This window comes from Nocardiopsis sp. NPDC055824 (assembly GCF_053616335.1).
On the sequence record NZ_JBSHDN010000011.1, the window covers coordinates 30,371 to 51,405 of the forward strand.

Annotated in this window: 20 protein-coding genes; 10 read left to right on the top strand and 10 right to left on the bottom strand. The window is 74.8% G+C overall.

Annotated features, from left to right (window positions below; translation table 11 throughout):
* The first annotated feature begins 3 nt into the window (after positions 1 to 3).
* The 5 genes from ACWGL3_RS04990 (at position 4) to ACWGL3_RS05010 (ending at position 4,975) form a co-directional block, all read left to right on the top strand.
* Entirely contained in the window at positions 4 to 2,094 is a 2,091-nt protein-coding gene (locus ACWGL3_RS04990) for an ATP-binding protein (protein ID WP_267948814.1), read from the top strand.
* Positions 2,091 to 3,263, top strand: coding sequence for an acyl-CoA dehydrogenase family protein (locus ACWGL3_RS04995; protein WP_267948815.1), 1,173 nt, complete (start codon positions 2,091 to 2,093; stop codon positions 3,261 to 3,263). The genes ACWGL3_RS04990 and ACWGL3_RS04995 overlap by 4 nt, the downstream gene beginning before the upstream one ends.
* 113 nt (positions 3,264 to 3,376) lie before the next feature.
* Positions 3,377 to 3,991: a TetR/AcrR family transcriptional regulator gene (locus tag ACWGL3_RS05000; RefSeq protein WP_267948816.1), complete on the top strand. Its 615-nt coding sequence runs from the start codon at positions 3,377 to 3,379 to the stop codon at positions 3,989 to 3,991.
* A gap of 130 nt (positions 3,992 to 4,121) precedes the next feature.
* The gene (locus tag ACWGL3_RS05005) at positions 4,122 to 4,685 is read left to right on the top strand and encodes a hypothetical protein (RefSeq protein ID WP_344179808.1); all 564 of its coding nucleotides are present in this window, start codon (positions 4,122 to 4,124) and stop codon (positions 4,683 to 4,685) included.
* Positions 4,686 to 4,786: 101 nt separating this feature from the next.
* Complete coding sequence (locus tag ACWGL3_RS05010; RefSeq protein ID WP_267948818.1) at positions 4,787 to 4,975, top strand: hypothetical protein; 189 nt, start codon at positions 4,787 to 4,789, stop codon at positions 4,973 to 4,975.
* Positions 4,976 to 5,029: 54 nt separating this feature from the next.
* Here the strand turns inward: ACWGL3_RS05010 and ACWGL3_RS05015 are convergent, their stop codons facing one another.
* The gene (locus ACWGL3_RS05015) at positions 5,030 to 6,355 is read right to left on the bottom strand and encodes a GH1 family beta-glucosidase (protein ID WP_452460911.1); all 1,326 of its coding nucleotides are present in this window, start codon (positions 6,353 to 6,355) and stop codon (positions 5,030 to 5,032) included.
* A gap of 62 nt (positions 6,356 to 6,417) precedes the next feature.
* Positions 6,418 to 7,707, bottom strand: coding sequence for an MFS transporter (locus ACWGL3_RS05020; RefSeq protein WP_452460912.1), 1,290 nt, complete (start codon positions 7,705 to 7,707; stop codon positions 6,418 to 6,420).
* Between the two features lie 179 nt (positions 7,708 to 7,886).
* Between ACWGL3_RS05020 and ACWGL3_RS05025 the strand changes: the two genes are divergently transcribed.
* Genes ACWGL3_RS05025 through ACWGL3_RS05035 form a run of 3 tightly spaced genes read left to right on the top strand, consistent with a single transcriptional unit; the run spans position 7,887 to position 10,741 of the window.
* A complete protein-coding gene (locus ACWGL3_RS05025; protein ID WP_452460913.1) occupies positions 7,887 to 8,861 on the top strand; it encodes a glyoxalase in 975 nt (324 codons plus the stop codon).
* 15 nt (positions 8,862 to 8,876) lie between these two features.
* Complete coding sequence (locus tag ACWGL3_RS05030) at positions 8,877 to 9,896, top strand: ATP-binding cassette domain-containing protein (RefSeq protein ID WP_452460914.1); 1,020 nt, start codon at positions 8,877 to 8,879, stop codon at positions 9,894 to 9,896.
* Complete coding sequence (locus tag ACWGL3_RS05035; protein ID WP_267948823.1) at positions 9,893 to 10,741, top strand: ABC transporter permease; 849 nt, start codon at positions 9,893 to 9,895, stop codon at positions 10,739 to 10,741. The genes ACWGL3_RS05030 and ACWGL3_RS05035 overlap by 4 nt, the downstream gene beginning before the upstream one ends.
* Before the next feature lie 90 nt (positions 10,742 to 10,831).
* Here ACWGL3_RS05035 and ACWGL3_RS05040 read toward each other — a convergent pair whose 3' ends face one another.
* The 7 genes from ACWGL3_RS05040 to map form a co-directional block, all read right to left on the bottom strand.
* A complete protein-coding gene (locus ACWGL3_RS05040; RefSeq protein WP_267948824.1) occupies positions 10,832 to 11,470 on the bottom strand; it encodes a PadR family transcriptional regulator in 639 nt (212 codons plus the stop codon).
* Positions 11,471 to 11,628: 158 nt separating this feature from the next.
* Positions 11,629 to 13,599, bottom strand: a complete 1,971-nt coding sequence (locus ACWGL3_RS05045) for an acyl-CoA dehydrogenase family protein (protein ID WP_267948825.1) — start codon at positions 13,597 to 13,599, stop codon at positions 11,629 to 11,631.
* A gap of 120 nt (positions 13,600 to 13,719) precedes the next feature.
* Entirely contained in the window at positions 13,720 to 14,010 is a 291-nt protein-coding gene (locus ACWGL3_RS05050; RefSeq protein ID WP_267948826.1) for a helix-turn-helix domain-containing protein, read from the bottom strand.
* 155 nt (positions 14,011 to 14,165) lie between these two features.
* Positions 14,166 to 15,095 carry a S66 peptidase family protein gene (locus tag ACWGL3_RS05055; protein ID WP_267950296.1) on the bottom strand — a complete coding sequence of 310 codons (930 nt, stop codon included), beginning with the start codon at positions 15,093 to 15,095 and terminating at the stop codon, positions 14,166 to 14,168.
* A 287-nt stretch (positions 15,096 to 15,382) separates the two neighbouring features.
* Positions 15,383 to 16,768, bottom strand: coding sequence for a M20/M25/M40 family metallo-hydrolase (locus tag ACWGL3_RS05060; protein WP_267950297.1), 1,386 nt, complete (start codon positions 16,766 to 16,768; stop codon positions 15,383 to 15,385).
* A 76-nt stretch (positions 16,769 to 16,844) separates the two neighbouring features.
* Entirely contained in the window at positions 16,845 to 17,678 is an 834-nt protein-coding gene (locus ACWGL3_RS05065) for a M55 family metallopeptidase (RefSeq protein ID WP_267948827.1), read from the bottom strand.
* A 203-nt stretch (positions 17,679 to 17,881) separates the two neighbouring features.
* The gene (gene map, locus ACWGL3_RS05070; protein WP_452460915.1) at positions 17,882 to 18,733 is read right to left on the bottom strand and encodes a type I methionyl aminopeptidase; all 852 of its coding nucleotides are present in this window, start codon (positions 18,731 to 18,733) and stop codon (positions 17,882 to 17,884) included.
* Between the two features lie 124 nt (positions 18,734 to 18,857).
* Here map and ACWGL3_RS05075 point away from each other — a divergent pair, with 124 nt between their 5' ends.
* Complete coding sequence (locus tag ACWGL3_RS05075) at positions 18,858 to 19,055, top strand: hypothetical protein (RefSeq protein WP_452460916.1); 198 nt, start codon at positions 18,858 to 18,860, stop codon at positions 19,053 to 19,055.
* Between the two features lie 45 nt (positions 19,056 to 19,100).
* Complete coding sequence (gene npdG, locus ACWGL3_RS05080) at positions 19,101 to 19,796, top strand: NADPH-dependent F420 reductase (RefSeq protein WP_267948830.1); 696 nt, start codon at positions 19,101 to 19,103, stop codon at positions 19,794 to 19,796.
* A gap of 63 nt (positions 19,797 to 19,859) precedes the next feature.
* On the opposite strand, the gene ACWGL3_RS05085 is transcribed toward npdG, so the two are convergent.
* Entirely contained in the window at positions 19,860 to 20,900 is a 1,041-nt protein-coding gene (locus ACWGL3_RS05085; RefSeq protein WP_267948831.1) for an LLM class F420-dependent oxidoreductase, read from the bottom strand.
* Between the last annotated feature and the right edge of the window lie 135 nt (positions 20,901 to 21,035).

Here is a 21,035-nt window from a genome sequence, read left to right on the forward strand (position 1 = left end):
ACCATGAACCACACCCCGCCCCGCCCCGTCAACCGCCTCCTCGTCGCCAACCGCGGCGAGATCGCCCGCCGGGTCTTCCGCACCTGCCGCACCATGGGCATCGGGACCGTCGCGGTCCACGCACCCGGGGAGGAGGGCGTCGCGCACGTGTCCGAGGCGGACACGGCGGTGCGCCTGCCGGTCCCCGGCGGCGGGAGCCCCGTCGACGCCTACCTCGACCCGCACGCCCTGGTCCGCGCCGCGCGCTCCGCGGGGGCGGACGCCGTTCACCCCGGCTACGGGTTCCTGTCCGAGAACCCAGGGTTCGCGCGCGCCGTCACCGGGGCCGGGCTCACCTGGGTGGGACCCTCCGCCGACGCGGTCGAGCGCATGGGAGCCAAGACCCTCGCCAAGCGGATCGCCCGCGAGGCGGGGGTGCCCGTCGCCGACGCCCTCGACCCGGGGGACGTGCGCCCCGAACACCTGCCCGTCCTGGTCAAGGCCGTCTCCGGGGGAGGCGGACGCGGTATGCGGGTCGTCCACGACCTCGCCGACCTCCCGGCCGAGGCCGCCGCAGCCCGGGCGGAGGCCGCGTCGGCGTTCGGCGACCCGGCCGTGTTCTGCGAGCCCTACGTCCGCCGCGGGCGCCACGTCGAGGTCCAGGTCCTCGCCGACTCCCACGGCGCCGTCTGGGCGCTGGGGGAGCGCGACTGCTCCGTCCAGCGCCGGCACCAGAAGGTCGTCGAGGAGACGCCGGCCCCCGGCCTCCCCGATGGCCTGCGCGAACGGCTGCACGAGGCGGCGCGGGCCCTGGCCCGCGCCATCGGCTACACCGGGGCCGGGACCGCCGAGTTCCTCGTCCCCGTCGGCGGCGGCGCCCTCGGCGACCCCGTCTTCCTGGAGATGAACACCCGCCTCCAGGTCGAACACCCCGTCACCGAGTGCGTCACCGGGCTGGACCTGGTCGAGTGGCAGATCCGGATCGCCGAGGGCGGGGCCCTGCCCGGGGGCGGCCCGCCCGCGCCGCGCGGCCACGCCGTCGAGGCGCGGCTGTACGCCGAGGACCCCCGCGAAGGCTGGCGGCCCCGCACCGGGACCCTGCGGGCCTTCGACGTGCCCGACGCGACCGCCCGGTTCACGAACCCCGACGGGCACGGCGTGCGCCTGGACAGCGGGGTCGAGCCGGGCGACACCGTCGGCGCCGACTTCGACCCCCTGCTCGCCAAGGTCGTCGCCCACGGCCGCGACCGCCGCGACGCGGTCCGCCGCCTGGCCTCCGCCCTGGCCGGAGCCCGCGTCCACGGGGTGGGGACCAACCGCGACCTGCTCGTCCGGGTGCTCCGCCACCCCGCGTTCGGGGCCGCCGACGAGCACCCGGACGGGCTCCACACCGGCTACCTCGGCGCCGACCGGCTCACGGCGCTCGCCCAGCCCCTCGCCGACCCGCCCGCCGAACGCCTCGCCGCGCTCGCCGCCTCCCTGGCCGCCGCCGAGGCGGCCCGCTCCCCCCGGGCCGTGCCGGGGGGCGTCGGCGGCGCCGCCCCGAACCCGGGGCCCGGCAGCCCGCTCCCCGCGGGGATCCCCGCCAACTGGCGCAACCTCCCCTCCCGGGCCCACACCCGGGTCCACACCGCCGGGGGCGGCGGAGGCCGCCGGATCACCACCGCCTACCGGACCGTCCGGGGCGCCTACGAGCCCGAACAGCCCGGCGTGCGCGTCCTCTCCGCGGCCCCCGGCCTCGTCGTCCTGGAGGCCGACGGCCTGCGCCGCGCCCTCACCGTCCACACCTACGGGGGGGACCCCGACGTCCACGTCGAGTCCTCGCTCGGTTCCGTCACCCTCACCCCCGTCGACCCCCTCCCCGAACCCGAGGCCGCGGTCGACCCCGGCGCCCTGCCCGCGCCGATGCCCGGCACCGTCGTCGCCGTGGACGTCCGCGAGGGGGACCGGGTCGCCGAGGGGCAGACCCTGCTGCGCATCGAGGCCATGAAGATGGAGCACCGCATCACAGCACCCGCCGCCGGTGCCGTCCGGGAGATCCCGGTCGCGGCGGGCCAGAGGGTCCCCGCAGGGGCGCCCCTCGCCGTACTCGACTACGAAGGGCCCCACCCGTGACCGGTGCCATGACCTTCAACGAACCCGCCGAACGCGTCGAGCTGCGCGCAGTCGTGGCCGACTTCGCCGCCGGATACGGGTCCGGCTACTACAGGGCCAGGGCAGGGGAGGGCGAGTACCTCACCGAGCTGTGGCGCGAGGCCGGAGAACTCGGCTACCTGGGCGTCAACATCCCCGAGGAGTACGGGGGCGGAGGGGGCGGCATCGGCGACCTCGCCGCCGTCCTGGAGGAGCTGAGCGCAGCCGGGTGCCCCACCCTCATGATGGTGGTCTCCCCGGCGATCTGCGGCACCGTCCTGGCCCGCTTCGGCACCCCCGACCAGCGGCGCCGGTGGCTCCCGGGCCTGGCCACGGGCAGGACCATCATGGCCTTCGCCATCACCGAGCCCGACGCGGGGTCCAACTCCCACCGCATCACCACCACCGCCCGCCGCGACGGCGACGGGTGGGTGCTCTCCGGCCGCAAGACCTTCATCTCCGGCGTGGACGTCGCCGACGCCGTCCTCGTGGTCGCCCGGATCCGGGACGAGGGCTCCGGCACCCTGTCGGCCGCCCTCTTCGCCGTCCCCACCGGCGCCCCCGGGTTCGAGGCCAGGCGGATCGAGATGGACCTGGTCAGCCCCGACCACCAGTTCCAGCTGTTCATGGACGACGTGCGCCTGCCCGGCGACGCCCTGGTCGGAGACCCCGAGGCCGGGCTCCTCCAGCTGTTCGCCGGCCTCAACCCCGAACGCATCATGGCCGCGTCCCTGGCCGCCGGGAGCGCGCGGCACGCCCTCGACAAGGCCGTCGCCTACGCCAAGGAGCGCACCGTGTGGGGGGACAGGCCCATCGGCGCCCACCAGGGGCTCGCGCATCCCCTCGCCCAGGTCAAGATCGAACTGGAGCAGGCACGCCTGATGACCCAGCACGCGGCGCTCCGCTACGATTCCGGCGACGACGCGGGGGCGGGCGAGGCGGCCAACATGGCCAAGTACGCCGCCGCCGAGGCGTGCGTGCGCGCGGTCGACCAGGCCGTGCAGACCCTCGGCGGCAACGGGCTGGCGAGCGAGTACGGGCTGGGGTCGGCGATCGCCGCCGCCCGCCTGGCGCGCATCGCCCCGGTCAGCCGGGAGATGGTCCTCAACTACGTGGCCCAGCAGTCCCTCGGCCTGCCCAAGTCGTACTGAACGGCGGCCGGCGGACCGTCGGCGCGTCCCCGCGCCCGGTCCGGCGGCCGGACGCGGGATCCCGTCCGCCGCACCGGCCCGGGAACCGCCCAGCGCAGCGAGGGGACGCGACCGTGGACACCGGAGCCGGCCGCGAGCCGAGGCAGGAACGCAGCCGGGCCACCCGGGCCCGGCTGCTCGACGCCGCCGTGGCCTGCCTGGCCGAGCGGGGCGCGGCCGGGGCCACCGTGGGCGCGGTCGCCGAACGCGCGGGAGTGTCCAGGGGGGCCGCCCAGCACCACTTCCCCACCCGGGAGGACCTGTTCCTCGCGGCCCTGCGGTACATGCTCGACAACCGCGGGGAGGAGCTCAGGCGCGGCGCCGCCGCCGTGCCCGAGGGACCGGGGCGCACCGAGGCCGTCGTGCAGATGGTCGTGGACGCGTTCAGCGGAATGGACTTCCAGGCCGCACTCCAGCTGTGGGCCGCGGCCGCCAGCGACCCCGTCCTGCGCGAGCGCATCCTCCCCATGGAGGAGCAGATGGGCCGCGAGGTCCACCGGGCCGCCGTGGACCTGCTGGGCGCCGACGAGTCGGCGCCCGGGGTCCGTGAGACGGTCCAGGCCACCCTCGACCTGGCCCGCGGACTCGGGCTCGCCAACCTCCTCGCCGACGACGGCCCGCGCCGCCGCCGGATCGTGCGCCGGTGGGCGCGCGTGCTCGACGCGGAGCTGCGCGGCGCGCCGGACTGAATCCGCTTCCGGCCCGGCACGGAGGGAGATTATGATCGAACCCCGTCGGGCACGGCCCCGACAGGACGAGAGAGCCCCGGCCGGCCGCCCCCGGCAGCCGGGCCCCCGACAGGACAAGGCGGTGTGACTGGTGAGCGCGGATCCGGGCAGAGACCTCCCCGGCCTGGCCAGGCGGGCCGCGGACGCGTTCGCGGAGAGCGCCGCACGGCGCAGGGACCGCGATTCCCTGGTGGACACCGCCTTCGCGGCGCTCTTCGACCTGTACCGCGCGACGTCGCGGTCCGAGCGGCAGTCCCCGGCGGGACGCCGCTTCAACGCCACCCTGGCCGGACTGCTGGTGAGCGGCAACAACCCCGACCGGCTCAGCCTGTACGTGGTGCGCAGCCAGACGGCGGCCGAGAACGGCCGCCACGAGGGGTACCGCCCGGCCTGCTGGCGCCGGTCCATGCTCCAGCTGCTCGGCGACGAGTTCGTGCCCTGGCAGGAGTTCCTCCGACCCGTGGACCTGGACGCCATCCCGCGCATCGACGAGGCCCTCGCCGGGGTGGCGGGGAGCGCGAGCCCGGTCAGCGAGGAGGAGGTGCCCGACTGGGTGCCCGAGACGCACTGGTGGTGGTGGGAGCCCGCGCGCCTGCGCGGCGAGGAGGCCCCGGACCGCGTGGACAGCGGCACGCTCGACGCCGTCAGGGACTGACCCCGCCGCCCGCCCCCTTCCGCCGCATCCCCCGGAGCGGCGCGGCCGAGCCCTCCTTCCCCTGGTCCACCCTGAGGGGCCGTGTCCTCCGGGCCCTGCCGGTGGCCCTGTTCACGGCCCTCTTCCAGTGGCCCGTCCGCTTCTTCCTGTTCGACGAGACCTGGAAACAGGCGGCCCTCTTCTCGGCCTCGACGGCGGTGATCGCCCTCTCGGTTCTCCTCCTGCTCCTCTGGCTCTTGCGCCACACCCCTGACACCAGGGGCCGGACCCGGGGAGCGCGGCGGCACTGACACGGCGCCCGCCCCGCCCCCGGTGCGGGGCCGGGGCGGGAGGCCCGGGGGCGCTCAGGCGCCGGTACGCGAGGCGATGAGGTCCCGGTACCAGGCGAAGGAGTCCTTCGGCGTGCGGACCTGCGTCGCGTGGTCCACGTGCACGAGCCCGAAGCGCTGGTGGTAGCCCTCGGCCCACTCGAAGTTGTCCGTGAGCGTCCACGCGAAGTAACCGCGCACGTCGACGCCGCGCCCGCGCGCCGCCTCGACCGCACCCACGTGCCCCTCCAGGTAGGCGATCCGCTCGGGGTCCGCCACCCGCCCGTCGGGGGCGACGGCGTCGGCGTAGGAGGCCCCGTTCTCGGTGACGTAGAGGGGCGGCAGCGCGTCGCCGTAGCGCTCCACCAGCAGGTCGAGCGTGCGCCCGAGCCCCTCGGGCACCACCGGCCAGCCGAACGCCGTCGTCGGCGCCCCGGGGACCTCGCCGAAGTCGAACGGCAGGCCCGACCCCGGACCGGGAGCGGCGACCACGCTCGGGTTGTAGTAGTTGACGCCGATCCCGTCCACGCTGCCCAGGACCAGTTCCATGTCCCCGTCGCGCACCCCGGGGACCTCCTTCGCCCCGAACGCCGACAGGTCCGGGTGGGCGCCGGTCAGCACCGGGTCGGTGAACAGCCGGTTGTGCAGGGCGTCGTAGGCGCCGGCGGCGTCGGCGTCGGCCGCGGACCCGGTGGCGGGCGCGACGGGGGAGTAGTTGTTGGTGAGCAGGGCCTCCAGCCCGCGCGAGCGCAGCTCCCGGGCGGCGAGCCCGTGCGCGAGCAGCAGGTGGTGGGCCACGCCCAGGACGTCGGGCACGTCCAGGGTCAGGCCGGGGGCGTGCACGCCGAACGCGTGCCCGTAGGCCATGTGCACCACGGGTTCGTTGAGGGTGATCCACCGCCCCACGCGGTCGCCGAGGCGGTCGGCGGCGACCGCCGCGTACTCGGCGAAGGCGTACGCGGTGTCGCGCGTCCCCCACCCGCCCCCGTCCTCCAGCGCCTGCGGCAGGTCCCAGTGGAACAGGGTCGGCACCGGTGTGATGCCCCTGGCCAGCAGGGCGTCCACGAGCCGGTCGTAGAAGTCCAGCCCCGCCCGGTTCACGGCTCCGCGCCCCCGCGGCACCACCCGGGGCCAGGCGATCGAGAACCGGTAGGCGTTCACGCCCAGCCGGTCCAGCAGGTCCACGTCCTCCTCCCAGCGGCGGTAGTGGTCGCAGGCCGCGGCGGGGCTGTGGCCGTCGCGGATCGCGCCGGGCCTCTGGGCGAAGGTGTCCCAGACGGACGCGGCGCGCCCGTCCTCGGCCAGGGCACCCTCGATCTGGAAGGCGGAGGAGGCCACCCCCCACAGGAACGGTGACGACATGGACGGACCTGCCTTTCGTGCGTACGCGGTTGCGACGGGGTTCACGGGGATCGAGGGGGAGGTCAGGCGACCCCCCTGATCCGCCAGACCAGCACGGCGCCCAACAGCGTGAGCAGACCGCACACGGTGTACAGGACCGGGTATCCGCCCAGGTGGACGACGATCGGCCCGGCGACGGCGGGGGCGAGCACCTGCGGACCGGCACTGGCGATGTTGACGATCCCCAGGTCCTTGGCCCGGCCCCCTGCCGTCGGCAGGACCTCGGTGACCAGCGCGTTGTCCACGGACAGGTAGATGCCGAAGCCCACGCCCAGCACCACCGCGCACGCCAGGCTCATCGGCCAGGTCGGGTACGCGGCGAGCAGGAACGCGGGGACCGCCGATACGACGCCGGACAGGCACACCGGTCCCCGGCGACGGCCGATCCGGTCCGAGACCAGCCCGGCGAGCACGGTCGTGGACACGACCGCCGCCGTGTAGACGAGGATCAGCACCAGCAGGCCGTCCGCCGCCGACGAGCCGGGGAACAGCTCCTCGTAGCCCACGCCGTCGCGCAGGAAGTACAGCAGGTAGAGGGTGAACATGGCGTTGCCCGTCTGCATGAGGAAACGGGTCAGCCACGCCCAGCCGAAGTCGGGGTACCGGCGAGGGGACACCCGGAAGCCGCGCCAGAACTCGTGCCAGGGCGGACGCGCCTCCCGGGGCAGCGGCGGATCGGGGGCCAGCAGCGCGAACGGCAGCGCGCACACGAGGGTCAGCGCGCCGATCAGGGCGTAGCCGGGGGCGGGCCCGGTGACCACCACGGTCACCAGGAGCACCGCCACCACCACACCCGCCGACTGGGGGATGCCGATCCATCCGGACACCGCGCCGCGCTGGCGGACCGGTACGCGGTCCGGGACGGCCGCGAGCAGGGTCGCGTTCAGGCAGGACAGCGCGGCCTGGACGAACGACCAGCCCAGCAGGACGCCCAGCACGCCGTCCTGCCGCCCCAGGACCACCAGGCCCAGGGCGCCGAGGGCGGCCCCGGCCAGGATCCAGGGACGGCGGCGTCCGAACCTGCCGGTGGTGCGGTCCGACAGCGCCCCGACAAGAGGGGTGCCGAGCGTCGAGCAGGCGGCGCCGATCCCGGTCACCCAGGCCAGCGTGGTCTCCTTGCTGTCGGGGGCGATCATCCCGACCTGCTCGGGAAGCAGGACCTGGAGCGGGCCGAAGAAGGCCATCCACATGCCCAGGTTGGCCAGGCTGATCCCGGCCACCCACAGGCGGCGGACGGGCCGGACGGGTTCGGCCGGTGCGGCCGGGACCGGCCGACGGGACGCGGGGGAGGGCTGCGCGGGGGGAGTGCGCACGTGTGACCTACCTAACGTGAATTCGTCTCATGTTAGGCAGGGATCGCTGGGGGCGGAAGGCCCCGGGCCGCGCACATCGGCGCGGTCCGGCGCCGTCGCCATGTAGTCAAGTTTGACCAGTGGCGCGGGAGGGAGCTAGCCTCGATCAGTAGTCAAACTTGATTAATGAAGGGGGTTCCATGGTCGTGCGAGACCCGGTGGGGACACCCGGGGAGCCGGAGGGGCGGATGCGGCCCGACGAGACGACGGTGCCCGTGCTGCCCTGTGTCTCGGCGGAGGAGACCCTGGCGTTCTACCGGGCCCTCGGCTTCGAGGTCACCTACGAGCAGACGAGGCCGTACCTGTACCTGGCGTTCCGGTGGAGCGGGTTCGACCTGCACTTCGGCAGGGCGCCGGAGGGGTTGGACCCGGCCCTGGAGACCAGCGGCGGCTGCCTGGTGATGGTCGACGAGGTCGCGCCCTACCACGCCGAGCTCACGCGGGCGATGCGCGCCGCCTACGGGAAGGTCCTCGCCAGGGGACTGCCCCGCATCACCCGCCACCGGCCCGGGGCGAGCCGCTTCACCTTGATGGACCCCTCGGGCAACTCGGTCATCTTCATCCGGCGGGACGAGCCGGCGGAACCGGAGTACGGCGGGTCCGCCTCCCTGGAGGGGCTGGCCAGGGCGCTCGACCAGGTGCGGATCTTCCGGGAGTTCAAGAACGACGACGAGGCCGCCTACCGCAGGGCGAACTCGGCGCTGCGCCGCCACGGCGACGGGGCTCCGGCCGCGGACCGGGCGCTGGCGTACGCGACCCTGGTCGAACTCTCCGTCGCCCTGGCGACGGGGCGAAGGCGCAGGAGTGGCAGGCGATGCTCGCCGGGGTCGAGCTCACCGAGGAGGAGCGCGAGCGGGTCGGGGCGGAGCTGGGCAACGCCGAGGCCCTCCGGGCCTGGCTGGGCGAGGACGGCGGCGCCGACCGGGTCTAGGACCTGCCGCGCGGCAGCGGGGCGGGGCGCCCGCGGGGTTCGGGGGCGCGCGGAGGCCGGAGGCTCCCGTGTCCCGGGTGCGTGCGGACTTCGTCGTGCGCGGCCGGGCCGGAGCGGGGTCCGAGGAGCAGGGCGCGAGACCGCGCGTGTCCGGGCACGCGCACAACTAACTAGTCAAATTTGATCAATAGGAGGGTCCGTGACGGAACACGTACCAGCGGTCCGAACCGAGGGCCTGCGCAGGACCTACGGAGACAAGAGGGCCCTCGACGGGCTCGACATGACCGTGCCGCGCGGCACGGTGCACGGGGTGCTCGGACCCAACGGGTCCGGGAAGACCACGCTCGTCCGCACCCTGGCCACCCTGTTGCGGGTGGAGCGGGGCCGCGCCGAGGTGGCGGGGATCGACGTCGGCGCCCGGCCCCGGGAGGTGCGGAAGCGCATCGGCCTCCTCGGACAGCACGCGGCGGTCGACGAGGAGCTGTCCGGCCGCCAGAACCTGGAGATGTTCGGCCGCCTCCACCGCCTGGGCCGGCCCCGCGCCGCGGCTCGGGCCGACGCCCTCCTGGAGCGGTTCGGGCTGGAGGAGACCGGACACAAGGCCGTCGGCTCCTACAGCGGCGGGATGCGGCGCCGCCTGGACCTGGCCGCCTCGCTCATCGTCGACCCGGAGGTCCTCTTCCTGGACGAGCCCACCACCGGCCTGGACCCGCGGGGACGCACCGAGGTGTGGAACGCGGTCCGTTCACTGGTCGGGGGCGGCACGACCGTGCTGCTCACCACCCAGTACCTGGAGGAGGCCGACCAGCTCGCCGACCGCATCTCCGTGCTCGACGGGGGCCGGGTGATCGCGGAGGGCACCGCCGACACGCTCAAGGCCATGGTGGGCGGCGACCGCGTCGACGTCGTCCTGCGCGACCGGGCCGGACTGCCCGGGGCCGCCGCCGTCCTGGCAGAGGTCGCCGTGGCCGGGACCGTCGAGGCGGACGAGGACGCGCGCAGGGTCAGCGCGCCGGTCGCCGACCGGATGGCCGCCCTCACCCACGTGGTCCGGGCGCTCCACGACCGCGGGATCGAGGCGGAGGACCTCACCGTCCGCCGCCCCACCCTGGACGAGGTGTTCATGCACCTCACCGGCGGTCCCGCCGGCCGGGTCGACCGGGCGGGCGGAGCGCCGCACGCCGACCGGTCCGGCCACGACGGGAAGGTGTCCGCATGAGCTCCGCGACGTCGTCCGCCGTGCCCCCGGCCCCCTCCCGGGCGCCGGGCCCCGCCTCCGCGTTCGGCTGGTGGCTGGCCGACTCCTGGACCATGACCCGGCGCGAGCTCGCCCGCTGGGCGCGCCGGCCGGTCGGGGTCGCGATCGGACTGGCCTTCCCGGTGATGATGCTGGTCATGTTCGCGCTCTTCCTCGGCGGCAGCATGACGGTCGCGGGGGGAGGCGACTACGGCGAGTTCCTCGTCCCGGGCATGTTCGTGCTCACCATGGCCTTCGGGCTGGAGGGCACGATGACCGCGATCACCCAGGACCTCCAGAAGGGGGTGGTCGACCGCTTCCGGTCCATGCCGATGGCGCCGACCGCACTCCTGGTGGGCCGCAGCGTCGCGGACATGCTGGAGTCCGTGGTCGGACTGGCCGTCATGGTCGGCGCCGGACTCCTGATCGGCTGGCGCTGGCACGGCTCGCTCGCCGCCGCCCTGGGCGGGGTGGGGCTGCTGCTCCTGCTGCGCTTCGCGATGCTGTGGTGCGGGATCTGGCTCGGGATGATCGTCGGCAGGCCGGGGCTGGTGATGGCCGTGCAGATCCTGGTCTGGCCGGTGGCGTTCACCTCCAGCGCCTTCGCCTCGCCGGAGTCGATGCCCGGGTGGCTCGGCGCGCTCGCGGAGTGGAACCCCATGTCGGCCACCGCCACCGCCGTGCGCGAACTGTTCGGCAACCCCGGCGCCGCCGGGACGTCCTGGCCCGCGGAGAACGCCCTGCTCCTGGCGGTGCTGTGGCCCGCAGTGCTGCTCGCGGTCGCGTTCCCGCTCGCCGCGGCCCGCTTCCGCGGACTGGGCGGCTGAGGACCCCGGTCCCGGCTCCCGCCCTCCGGTCCGCACGGTGTGCGGGCCGGAGGGCGGGGTGTGCGCAACGACCGGCGGGCGGGCTCCGCCCTACGGGGCCCCGGGGCGGTGCTCCTCGCCGCCCAGGTGGGCGGGGTCGTCGGCGAGGACCCCCGCGTAGGGCTCGCCCCTCTCGCCGGCGAAGACGTACGCACCCCTCTCGATCCGCCCGATCAGCCCGCGCGTCCACGCGGCGTCCGACTCCGCGGAGTGCGCCCACAGGCCCATGACCTCGCCGATGTGCCCCATCTGCTCGGGCCCCTCCTCCGGCGGGTAGTACTGGGTCACGCTCCCGCGCCACCCCTCCAGGCCCCGCACCCGCTCCCGCAGGAGGTCCAGGGCCTCCTGCCGGGGCAGGTCCACGACGAAGCCGAGACCGGCCGACAGGACGTCCTGCCTCGCCCGGTGGGACGACACCGCCGCGCGCAGCAGGGCGAAGTACTCCTCGTCGCCCCGCTCCGTGACCTCGTACTCGGTCCGGGGCGGACCGCCCGCGGTGGAGGGGGCCGTCTCGTGGGCGATCAGCAGCCCCTGCCCCGCCATCTGCTTGAGGGCGTGGTAGATCGACCCGGGCTTGGCGGTGGACCACTCGTGCGCGCCCCAGAACTCCAGGTCGTTGCGCACCTGGTAGCCGTGCGCCCGCCCGTGGAGCCGGACCGCCCCGAGGACCAGCAACCGGATGGCCGACATCCACACCCCTCATCTCACCAGCGCGTTCTGCGCCATTCAACTCTGACCGGCATATCCTCCGCGCGCGGTCGCCCCGCGGATCCCACCGACTCCCGCCCCGCGCCTCCCCGTGCCCGGACGGGTCCCGGCACGGGGAGGCGCGGCAGCGGGACGGCGGATCAGCCGCGCCGGGGCTGCGGGTCGCCCTGGCGGGCGTGCTCGGAGCCCAGCGCGATCGGAGCGGCCAGCCACTCGTCGCGCAGCCCGAACCCGTCGGCGAGCCGGACCGCGTACGGCCGCAGGCCCCGGCACAGGTCGTTCACCGCCTGGGTGACCGCCTTGGCCCGCGCGGTGGAGAGGCGCTCGTGCTCCAGGAACCAGGCGCGGTCCTCCTCCACGACCGACAGCACGTACAGGTCGCACAGCCGGTTGAGGAGCTTGGCGGTCGCCTTGTCGCCGCAGCGGTCGATCCCCGCCACGAACGCCTCCAGGACCACCCGGTCCATGTGCGCGCGGCCCGCGGCGAGCACGTGGTCCTGTGCCCGGTTGAACACCTCGAAGGCGTCGCTGCCGTCCTTGCGCGCCCGGCGCAGGCGCCCGGCCAGGCCCTCGACGACGTGCTTCTCCCGGTCCTCCAGGAGCTCCAGCTGCCAGCCCCGGTTGTAGAGGCTGGCCTCCTCGCCGCGCCCCGGCGCGGCGTCGATCAGGCGGTCGATCAGCGGGAGCGCGGCGGTGCGCTCGATGACCGTCTCGAACACCTTGCCCGCCATGAACCGGGCCAGGCCCAGCTGGTCCAGGTCGCCGAACGAGTCCTGGAAGTTGGTCAGCAGGCCCTTGGTGAGCTGCTGCAGCAGGACGGTGTTGTCCCCCTCGAACGTGGTGAAGATGTCGGAGTCGGCCTTGAGCTGCGGGATGCGGTTCTCGGAGAGGTACCCGGCGCCCCCGCACGCCTCCCGGCACGTCTGGATGGTCGCCGTGGCGTGCCAGGTGGCCACCGCCTTGAGCCCCGCCGCCCGCGACTCCAGCTCGCGCTGGGCGTGGTCGTCGCCCTCCGCCGACCGCGACAGCTCGTGCAGCCGGGTGACCAGCTCCTCCTGCGCGAAGTGCAGGGCGTAGGTGCGGGCCAGCGCCGGCAGCAGTTTGCGCTGCTGCGCCAGGTAGTCGAGGACGCGCACCTCCTGCTCCGGCTCGCCGTCCACGCCCGGGCGGGTGAACTGGCGGCGGGTGTCGGAGTAGCGCAGGGCGATGGCCAGCGCGGCCTTGGCCGCGCTGCCCGCGCCGCCGGCCACGCTGATCCGGCCCCGGATGAGCGTGCCGAGCATGGTGAAGAAGCGCCGGTTCTTGCTCTCGATGGGGCTGGAGTAGGTGCCGTCGGGGGCCACGTCCCCGTACCGGTTGAGCAGGTTGGTGCGCGGCACCCTCACCCGGTCGAACCACAGGCGGCCGTTGTCCACGCCGTTGAGCCCGGCCTTGGGCCCGCAGTCCTCGATGCGCACCCCCGGCGCGGGCCGTCCCTCGCCGTCCCGGATCGGGACCATCAGGGCGTGCACGCCCTGCTCCTCGCCGTCGACCTCCAACTGGGCGAACACCACCGCCATGCGGCCGTCGCGGGCCGCGTTGCCGATGTAGTCCTTGCGCGCCGACTCGTCCGGGGTGTGGACGACGAACTCCTCGGCGGCCGGGTCGTAGACCGCCCGGGTGCGCAGGTGCTGGACGTCCGACCCGTGGCCGGTCTCGGTCATGGCGAAGCACCCCGGAAGCTCCACCGACATCACGCCGGGCAGGTACTCGGCGTGGTGGCGGTCGGTGCCCAGGGCGCGGATCGCACCGCCGAAGAGCCCCCACTGCACGCCCATCTTCACCATCAGGGACAGGTCGGCGACCAGCATCTCGAAGCCGACGACGGAGGCGCCGACGTCGTCGCTGCCGCCCACGGACTCGGGAAAGCCGTACGCGGGAAGGTCCGTCTTGGCCAGGGCCTTGAGCTGGGCGAGCGTGCGGGCCCGGTGGTCCTCCACGGACAGGCCGTGGACGGGGGCGAACAGATCCCCGCGGACGGTGTCGCGGACGTGTTCGCGGACGCGGGCCCAGCGGCCGTCCAGAAGGCCGCGGAGTTCGGCCTCGTCCAGTCTCAGCGCCTGTTCTGTCATGGTCTCCCCCTGGTGGTCCTCGTTGACGCGGCCCGCGCGCCCGCCGCCGCCGCGGTCCGGGGGCGGCACGGCAGCGCGCGGGTCACGGGCCTGTGTCCAAGGTACGGGGACCGGCCGGGGTCAGACGGCCAGGGAGGCGGGTTCGGGCACGGGTCCCGCGACGGGCACGGCGGAGTGCACCCGGCGCAGGAGGTCGTCGAGGGAGAGGCCGAGGGCGGCGGCGATGGAGCCGACGGTGAAGAACGCCGGGGTGGGGATGCGCCCGCCCTCGATCTTGCGCAGCGTCTCGACCGAGATCCCGGCCTGGCGTGCGACGTCCACCATCGTGCGCTCGGCGCGGGCCTGCCGGAGCAGCCCGCCGAGGAGGCGGCCGCGCTCGATCTGGTCTGCGGTCAGCGGTTCACGAACCATGCGACGAGTCTAACGCCCCCGCGCCAGGGTTCTATAGCAATACCGGTATAGTTATTCGACGGTGTGGCCGGTGCGCGGCCGGCGCACCCGCACACCGTCGTCACACCGCCGGGAGGACGCCGTGGCGGGGTGCGCCGCACCGGCCGCCCCGCGTGTCACGCCAGGCCGGGCACGTCCAGCTCCAGACTGCCGGCCCCGGTGTCGAGCACCGCGGGTACCCCGAGCGGGACGGTCAGCTGGGCCGCGCAGTGGCCGAACTCCAGACCCCACAGCACCGGGACCCCCAGGGGCTCCAGGCGCTCCCGCATCAGGTCGGCGATCACCCCCGGGTCCGGCGGGCAGTCGGTCCACGTGCCCAGCGCGACCCCGGCCACCCCGTCCATCCACCCGGTGCGCAGGAGGTGGGTGAGCATCCGGTCGAGCCGGGCCACGTCCTCGCCGACGTCCTCCAGGACCAGGATCCCCCCGGAGGCCGACAGGCGGCTGTGCGGTGTCGCCAGGCCGTCGTTGAGCAGGCTGAGGTTCCCGCCGAACGTCACGCCCCGGGCCCGCCCCGGCACCAGCGCGTACGCGCCCGGCGAGGTCAGCACGGTGCGGTGCTCGGGGCGGAACAGGGTCGTGCGCAGCTCGTCCTGGGCCACCGCGTCGCCCACGAAGTACTTGGTGCCCACCACCGGCCCGTGCACCGTCGCCACGCCCAGCTCGACGGCGAACGCCTCGTGCAGCGCCGTGATGTCGCTGAACCCGACCAGCGCCTTGGGCGCGGCACGCCTCATGGCGTCGAAGTCCAGCAGGTCCAGCGTCCGGTGCGCCCCGTCGCCGCCGCGCACGCAGAACACCGCGTCCACGTCCGGGTCGCACCAGGCCTCCTGGAGGTCGGCGGCCCGGGTCGCGTCCTCCCCGGCGAGGTAGGGGAGCCGCGGGTGCCGGTCGCGCACGTGCGGGGCGTGCCCCACCTCCAGGCCCCAGCCGCGCAGCACCTCCGTGGCCGCGTCCAGCTGCGCCGCGGGGACGGGACTGCACGGTGCGACCAGGCGCACCCGGCCGCCCTCGCGCAGGCGCGGCGGCCGGACCAGCTCCCGCACCCCCCGGCGCTCCCCGGACGGCGCCCCCGAGACCCGGCCGCCCGGATCCGGACGCCCCTCCACCACGGTGCCGAACCCGTCCAGCTCCTCGCCCACCCCGGTCACTTCGCCCACGTCCCACCCTCCGTCGTCCGTGTCCCCACCGCACCGCGCACGGGCGCGGCACGCACCCGCCCGTCCCGTCGTCCGGGGCCGGGCGCCCCGGCGGGGCGCCCGGCCGGCCCTCTCCGCCGGACCGGGTCCCCCCAGCATGTCCGGCGCGCGCGCTCCGCGTCGCGACGGCTCGCTCAGGCGCGCAGGAACGTGTCCAGCGCGCGCACCCCGAACCGCAGCCCGTCCACCGGGACGCGCTCGTCCACCCCGTGCAGCAGCTTGGTGTAGTCGAGCCCGGCGGGCTGCGCCAGGGGGGAGAAGCCGTAGCAGTCGATGCCCAGCCGGGAGAACACCTTGGCGTCCGTGCCGCCGGCCAGGCACACCGGCACCACGTGGGCGCCGGGGTCGTGGGCCAGCAGCGCGGAGCGCAGGGCCCCGAACACCGGCGAGTCCACGGGCGCGTCCACCGGGGGCGAACCGTGGGCGTACTCCCAGGACACGCGGTCGCCGGTGAGCTCGCTCATGGTGACCGCGAACTGGTCCTCGGCCCCCGGCAGGACCCTCCCGTCCACGGCGGCGGTGGCCTCCCCGGGCACCACGTTGACCTTGTACCCGGCCGAGAGCATGGTGGGGGCCGCGCTGTTGCGCGTGGTCGGGCCGATGAGCCCCCCGGCCACGCCCAACCGGGAGACCAGCGCGTCCAGGGCCTCGGCGGTGTCGGTGTCGCCGGGGGTCCTGTCCACCCCCAGCGCCGACGCGATCGCGTCGATCGACGCCCGGGTGACCGGTGTCAGGTGCAGCGGCCACTCGTGCCGGTCGATGCGGGCGATCGCCTCCGCCAGCGCGCCGACCGCGTTGTCGCGGGGCGGGCGGGAGCCGTGGCCCGCGGTCCCCTTGGCCCGCAGGGTCAGCCAGGCGCTGCCGCGCTCGGCCGCTCCCACGGGGTAGAGGCGGACGGGGCGCCCGTCCGCGTCGCGGGCGTGGACGGTCTCCCCGCCGCCCTCGCCGATCCCCTCGGAGCAGCCCTCGAACAGGCCGGGGTGCTCGCGCACCAGGTGGTCGGCGCCGTAGGCGGCGCTGTCCTCCTCGTCGGCGACGAACGCCAGCACGATGTCGCGGCGGGGCCGCAGCCCGTGCCGGGCCCAGTGGCGTACGACGGCGGTGACCATGGCGATCGTGTTCTTCATGTCCACCGCGCCGCGTCCCCAGAGGGCGGGCACGCCCGTGACCGGGCAGTCGGCGACCTCCCCCGAGAAGGGCGGGACGGTCCAGTCGGAGGCCTCGGCGGGCACGACGTCCAGGTGGCCGTGGACCAGCAGGGCGGGTGCGCCGGGGTCGGTGCCCGGGACGCGGGCGACCACGTTGGAGCGCCGGGGGGCGGCTTCCAGGAGGACCGGGTCCAGCCCCGCGTCCGTCAGGGCCTCGGCGGTGAACTCGGCGGAGGCGCGTTCGTCGCCGTCGCCGCCGCCGCGGTTGGTGGAGTCGCGGCGGATGAGCTCGCGGGCCAGGTGGAGGGCGTCGTCGCCGGCCGCGGCGAGAGCGTCGGTGCTGTCTGGGGAGGGTGTGACGGGGTGGCCCACGGGCGCGGCCTCGCTCTCGGTGCGGTGGTGCGGACAGGGGACGACCGCGTACCCGGCGGCGGTCCCCGCCACAGTTCTACCCGTAGTGGGCTTCCATCGCATTCGATATCAGCGTGGTCACCGCCTTGAAGCACCGGATCATCTCGTAGGCGTCGGGCGAGGTGTACCGGACACGCCGGACCCCGGTGCGGGTGACGCCCGGCACGATGGCGGCGGCCTGGGCGAGATGCGCGGAGTCCACCTCGACCTCGACGGCCCTGGGGGAGGGGGCGGCCGGCTCCACCCGCCCGGCCAGCAGCATGGCGCCGCGGGCCCCCGCCCTGATGTCCCGCGCGGTCCGCACGGGCGGACGGCAGCGGGCGGCGTACCGGCTGACGTGGTCCTTGACCGCGACCGTGCGTGCGAACGGAGCGTAGGAGGCGGCGTCCTCGCAGGCGCGGTCGTCCCCCGTCACGAGGATGACGGGGGTGCCGTACTCGGCGACGACGGCGGCGTTGAGGCGGCCCTCGCCGGCCGGTTCGCCGTCCAGCCACACACCGGTCACCGCGTTGGGCAGGTAGGTGTGGGCGAGCACGCCCTCGTCGCCGGCGCCGCAGTGGTACCCGAGGAAGACCACGCCGTCGCAGTCCCCCGACTGCACGCCCTCGACCATCGAGAGCTCCTTGTGGCGCCCGGTGATCATGGTGGCCTCGCCGTTCAGCTCCTCCAGCAGGAGGTTGCGCATGGTGGAGTGCGCCTCGTTGACGAGCACCTCGGTCGCGCCGCCCTCGAACAGCCCCTCCACCGCGGCGTTCACGTCGCTGGTGAACATGGACCTGCAGCGCTGCCACTGCTCGGTGCCGGGTTCGACGTCGGCGGGCCAGGTGACGCCGGTGGCGCCCTCCATGTCGGCGGAGATGAGAATCTTCACCCGGACGACACTACGCCCCGGCCCGGCGGGAGATCCACAGGCGCGGGGTCACCCTTGCGACACGGGGCCGGGCCCCGCGGCGTCCGACGCACGGGGCACCGAGGCGCGGGCCGCGCGCCGGACGGGGCCGGCGCACCGGGGCACGCCGCGGGAGGACGAACGGGCCCCGGAGCGGCGCTCCGGGGCCCGTGGACGCCGCGCGCCTACGACAGGGTGAGGATCTCCGTGCCGGTCTCGGTGACCACCAGGGTGTGCTCGAACTGGGCGGTCCACCTGCGGTCGGCGGTGACGGCGGTCCAGCCGTCGTCCCACATGTCGTACTCCACGCCGCCGAGCGTGATCATCGGCTCGATCGTGAAGGTCATCCCCGGCACCATCACGGTGTCCGCGCGCGGGTCGTCGTAGTGCGGGACCACCAGGCCCGAGTGGAACTCGGGTCCCACGCCGTGGCCGGTGAAGTCGCGGACCACGCCGTAGCCGAACCGCTTGGCGTACGACTCGATGACGCGGCCGATCACGTTGATCCGGCGGCCCGGCCGGCACGCCTTGACGGCGCGCATGGTCGCCTCCCTGGTCCGCTCGACCAGGAGCCGGTTCTCCTCCGACACGTTCCCCGCGAGGAAGGTGGCGTTGGTGTCGCCGTGCACGCCGTCCTTGTACGCGGTGATGTCGATGTTGACGATGTCCCCGTCGGACACCTCGGTGTCGTCCGGGATGCCGTGGCAGATCACCTCGTTGAGGGACGAGCACAGCGACTTCGGGTAGCCCTTGTATCCGAGCGTGCTGGGATAGGCCCCGTGGTCCAGCAGGAACTCGTGGCCGACCCGGTCCAGCTCGTCCGTGGTCACCCCCGGCCGGACGTGCCTGCCGACCTCCTCCAGGGCCTGCGCCGCGATCCTGCCCGCCACCCGCATCCGCTCGATCGTCTCGGGCGTCTGCACGTCGCCCAGAACGCCCTCCACCGGGTACTTCTGACCGACGTACTCCGGGCGGACGATGGAGGGGGGAACCGAACGTTGGGGCGAGATGCGCCCAGGCACCAGCGGAGTAGTCATGGAGACTGATTGTAGTTCGTGGGCGCGCCCGCCCGGCGTCGGCGAGGCGCCGGCCGGTGGTGTGAGGAGCACCCCACTCCGGGTAGACCCGCGACGAGGACCGACCGACAGGAGGCGGACGCGCGTGAGCGACGTACAGGACGACGGCTGGTGGTACTGCCTGACCCACAACAGGGTCGAGCACGGCGCGGGGTGCCCGAACCGGGAGAGGATGGGCCCGTACCCCGACGAGGCCACGGCGGCCCGGGCGCTGTCGATCGCGGCCGACCGCAACGAGGAGTGGGACGCCCAGGACGATCGCGAGGCGGACGGCGGTTCGTGAAGGGTCCGCGGGCCCCGGCGGCGGCGCCTCTGACAGGATCGGGCCATGACTGAAGAGAGCACGCCCGAGAGCGCTGACACCGCCGGGCAGACCATCGCGGTCCTGGGCGGGACCGGCGACCAGGGGCGCGGCCTGGCACGCCGGTTCGCGCTGGCGGGCCACACCGTCGTCATCGGGTCCCGCAGCGCGGAGCGGGCGCAGAAGGCCGCGCGCGAGCTGGTGGAGGGGGAGTCCGCGCGGATCGACGTCCGCGGACTGGACAACGCCGCCGCAGCCGCGGCGGGCGACATCGTCATCGTCGCCGTGCCGTGGGACGGGCACAGGGAGTTGCTGGAGGGCCTGGTCGAACCCCTCGCGGGCAAGATCGTGGTCGACTGCGTCAACCCGCTCGGGTTCGACGAGAGGGGCCCGTACGCGCTCGAGGTCGCCGAGGGCAGCGCGGCCGAGCAGGCGGCCCGGATCCTGGAGGGGAGCCGGGTCACGGCCGCCTTCCACCACGTGTCGGCGGTGGTGCTGCTCGACCCCGGGGTCGAGCAGGTGGACCTCGACGTTCTGGTGCTGGGCGAGGACCGCGCCGCCACCGACGAGGTGCGCGCCCTGGCCGGGCGGATCCCCGGCGTGCGCGGGGTCTTCGGCGGGCGTCTGCGCAACGCCCACCAGGTCGAGGCGCTCACCGCCAACCTGATCGCGGTCAACCGCCGGTACAAGACCCACGCGGGCCTGCGTATCACCGGTCTGTGAACCCCGTGCGCGCGTCGGGGCCGCGGGGAGGCGCTCTCCGCGGCCCCGGCCCGGGGCGGCGGCTCAGGAGAGCCAGTCCTTGACCTTCCCGACCAGGGCGGCCGGGTCGCCGCCGACGGGGGTGACGTTGAGCTGGGTGACGCCCGCGGCGCGGAAGGCCTCCACGCGCTCGCGCACGTAGGACTCGGGGCCGACCAGGTTGGTCAGCTCCACGAACTCCTCGGGCACGGCCGCGGCGGCCTCGTCCTTCCTGCCGTCCAGGTACAGGTCCTGGATCCGCTCGGCCGCCTCCTCGTAGCCGTAGCGGCGGGCGACCGTGTTGTAGAAGTTCTTCCCCTTGGCGCCCATGCCGCCGACGTACAGCGCGATCATGGGGCGCACGAGGTCGAGCAGCTTCCGGGTGTCCTCGTCCTCGCCGATGGCGAGCAGGCCCCCGGCGGTGATCTCCAGCCCGCCCAGGGAGGGGTCCCGCTTCGCCCGCCCCTCGGCCAGGGCCTCGCCCCACACCAGGTCGGCCTTCTCGGGGATGAACAGGTGGGGGAGCCAGCCGTCGGCGATCTCGGCGGTCATCGCCACGTTCTTCACGCCCAGCGAGGCCACGTGGACGGGGATGTCCGGGCGCCGGGGGTGGTTGATGATCTTGAGGGGCTTGCCCAGCCCGGTGCCCTTCTCCGGCGGCAGCGGGATCTGGAAGACGGAGCCGTCGTGGGTGAGGCGGTCCTCGCGCGCCCAGACCCTGCGGCAGATCTCGATGGTCTCGCGGGTGCGGGCGAGGGGCCTGGTGTAGGGGACGCCGTGGAAGCCCTCGACGACCTGCGGCCCGCTGGCCCCCAGGCCGAGGACGGCCCGTCCGCCGGAGAGGTCGTCGAGCCCGGCGGCGGTCATCGCGATGAGGGTGGGAGTGCGGGTGTACATCGGCAGGATGGCCGAACCGATCGCCACGGTCTCGGTGCGGGCGGCGATGTACCCCATCAGGGTGGGGCTGTCGAACCCGTAGGCCTCGGCGACCCACACGGTGTCGAGCCCGGCCCTCTCCAGCTCGACCACCCGGTCGACGGAGGCCTTGGGGTCACCCGCGTACTGGAGCGGCATCGAGATGCGCATGTGTGTCCTCCCGGGAGGGCCGGACCCCGGCCCGTGTGGGTGCTGGGTACGGGAGCAACTCTACTGCCGAGTACCGTTCGGCCTATGGTCCGGCCCACACCCCTGCGACCCCTCCGGGGAGGCGCCCCGGACGCC

Coding starts and splice junctions, on each gene's coding strand:
- ACWGL3_RS04990 (WP_267948814.1), top strand. CDS start 4: ATGAACCACACCCCGCCCCGCCCCGTCAACCGCCTCCTCGTCGCCAAC.
- ACWGL3_RS05015 (WP_452460911.1), bottom strand. CDS start 6,355: ATGTCGTCACCGTTCCTGTGGGGGGTGGCCTCCTCCGCCTTCCAGATC.
- ACWGL3_RS05025 (WP_452460913.1), top strand. CDS start 7,887: ATGGTCGTGCGAGACCCGGTGGGGACACCCGGGGAGCCGGAGGGGCGG.
- ACWGL3_RS05035 (WP_267948823.1), top strand. CDS start 9,893: ATGAGCTCCGCGACGTCGTCCGCCGTGCCCCCGGCCCCCTCCCGGGCG.
- ACWGL3_RS05040 (WP_267948824.1), bottom strand. CDS start 11,470: ATGTCGGCCATCCGGTTGCTGGTCCTCGGGGCGGTCCGGCTCCACGGG.
- ACWGL3_RS05045 (WP_267948825.1), bottom strand. CDS start 13,599: ATGACAGAACAGGCGCTGAGACTGGACGAGGCCGAACTCCGCGGCCTT.
- ACWGL3_RS05050 (WP_267948826.1), bottom strand. CDS start 14,010: ATGGTTCGTGAACCGCTGACCGCAGACCAGATCGAGCGCGGCCGCCTC.
- map (WP_452460915.1), bottom strand. CDS start 18,733: ATGACTACTCCGCTGGTGCCTGGGCGCATCTCGCCCCAACGTTCGGTT.
- npdG (WP_267948830.1), top strand. CDS start 19,101: ATGACTGAAGAGAGCACGCCCGAGAGCGCTGACACCGCCGGGCAGACC.
- ACWGL3_RS05085 (WP_267948831.1), bottom strand. CDS start 20,900: ATGCGCATCTCGATGCCGCTCCAGTACGCGGGTGACCCCAAGGCCTCC.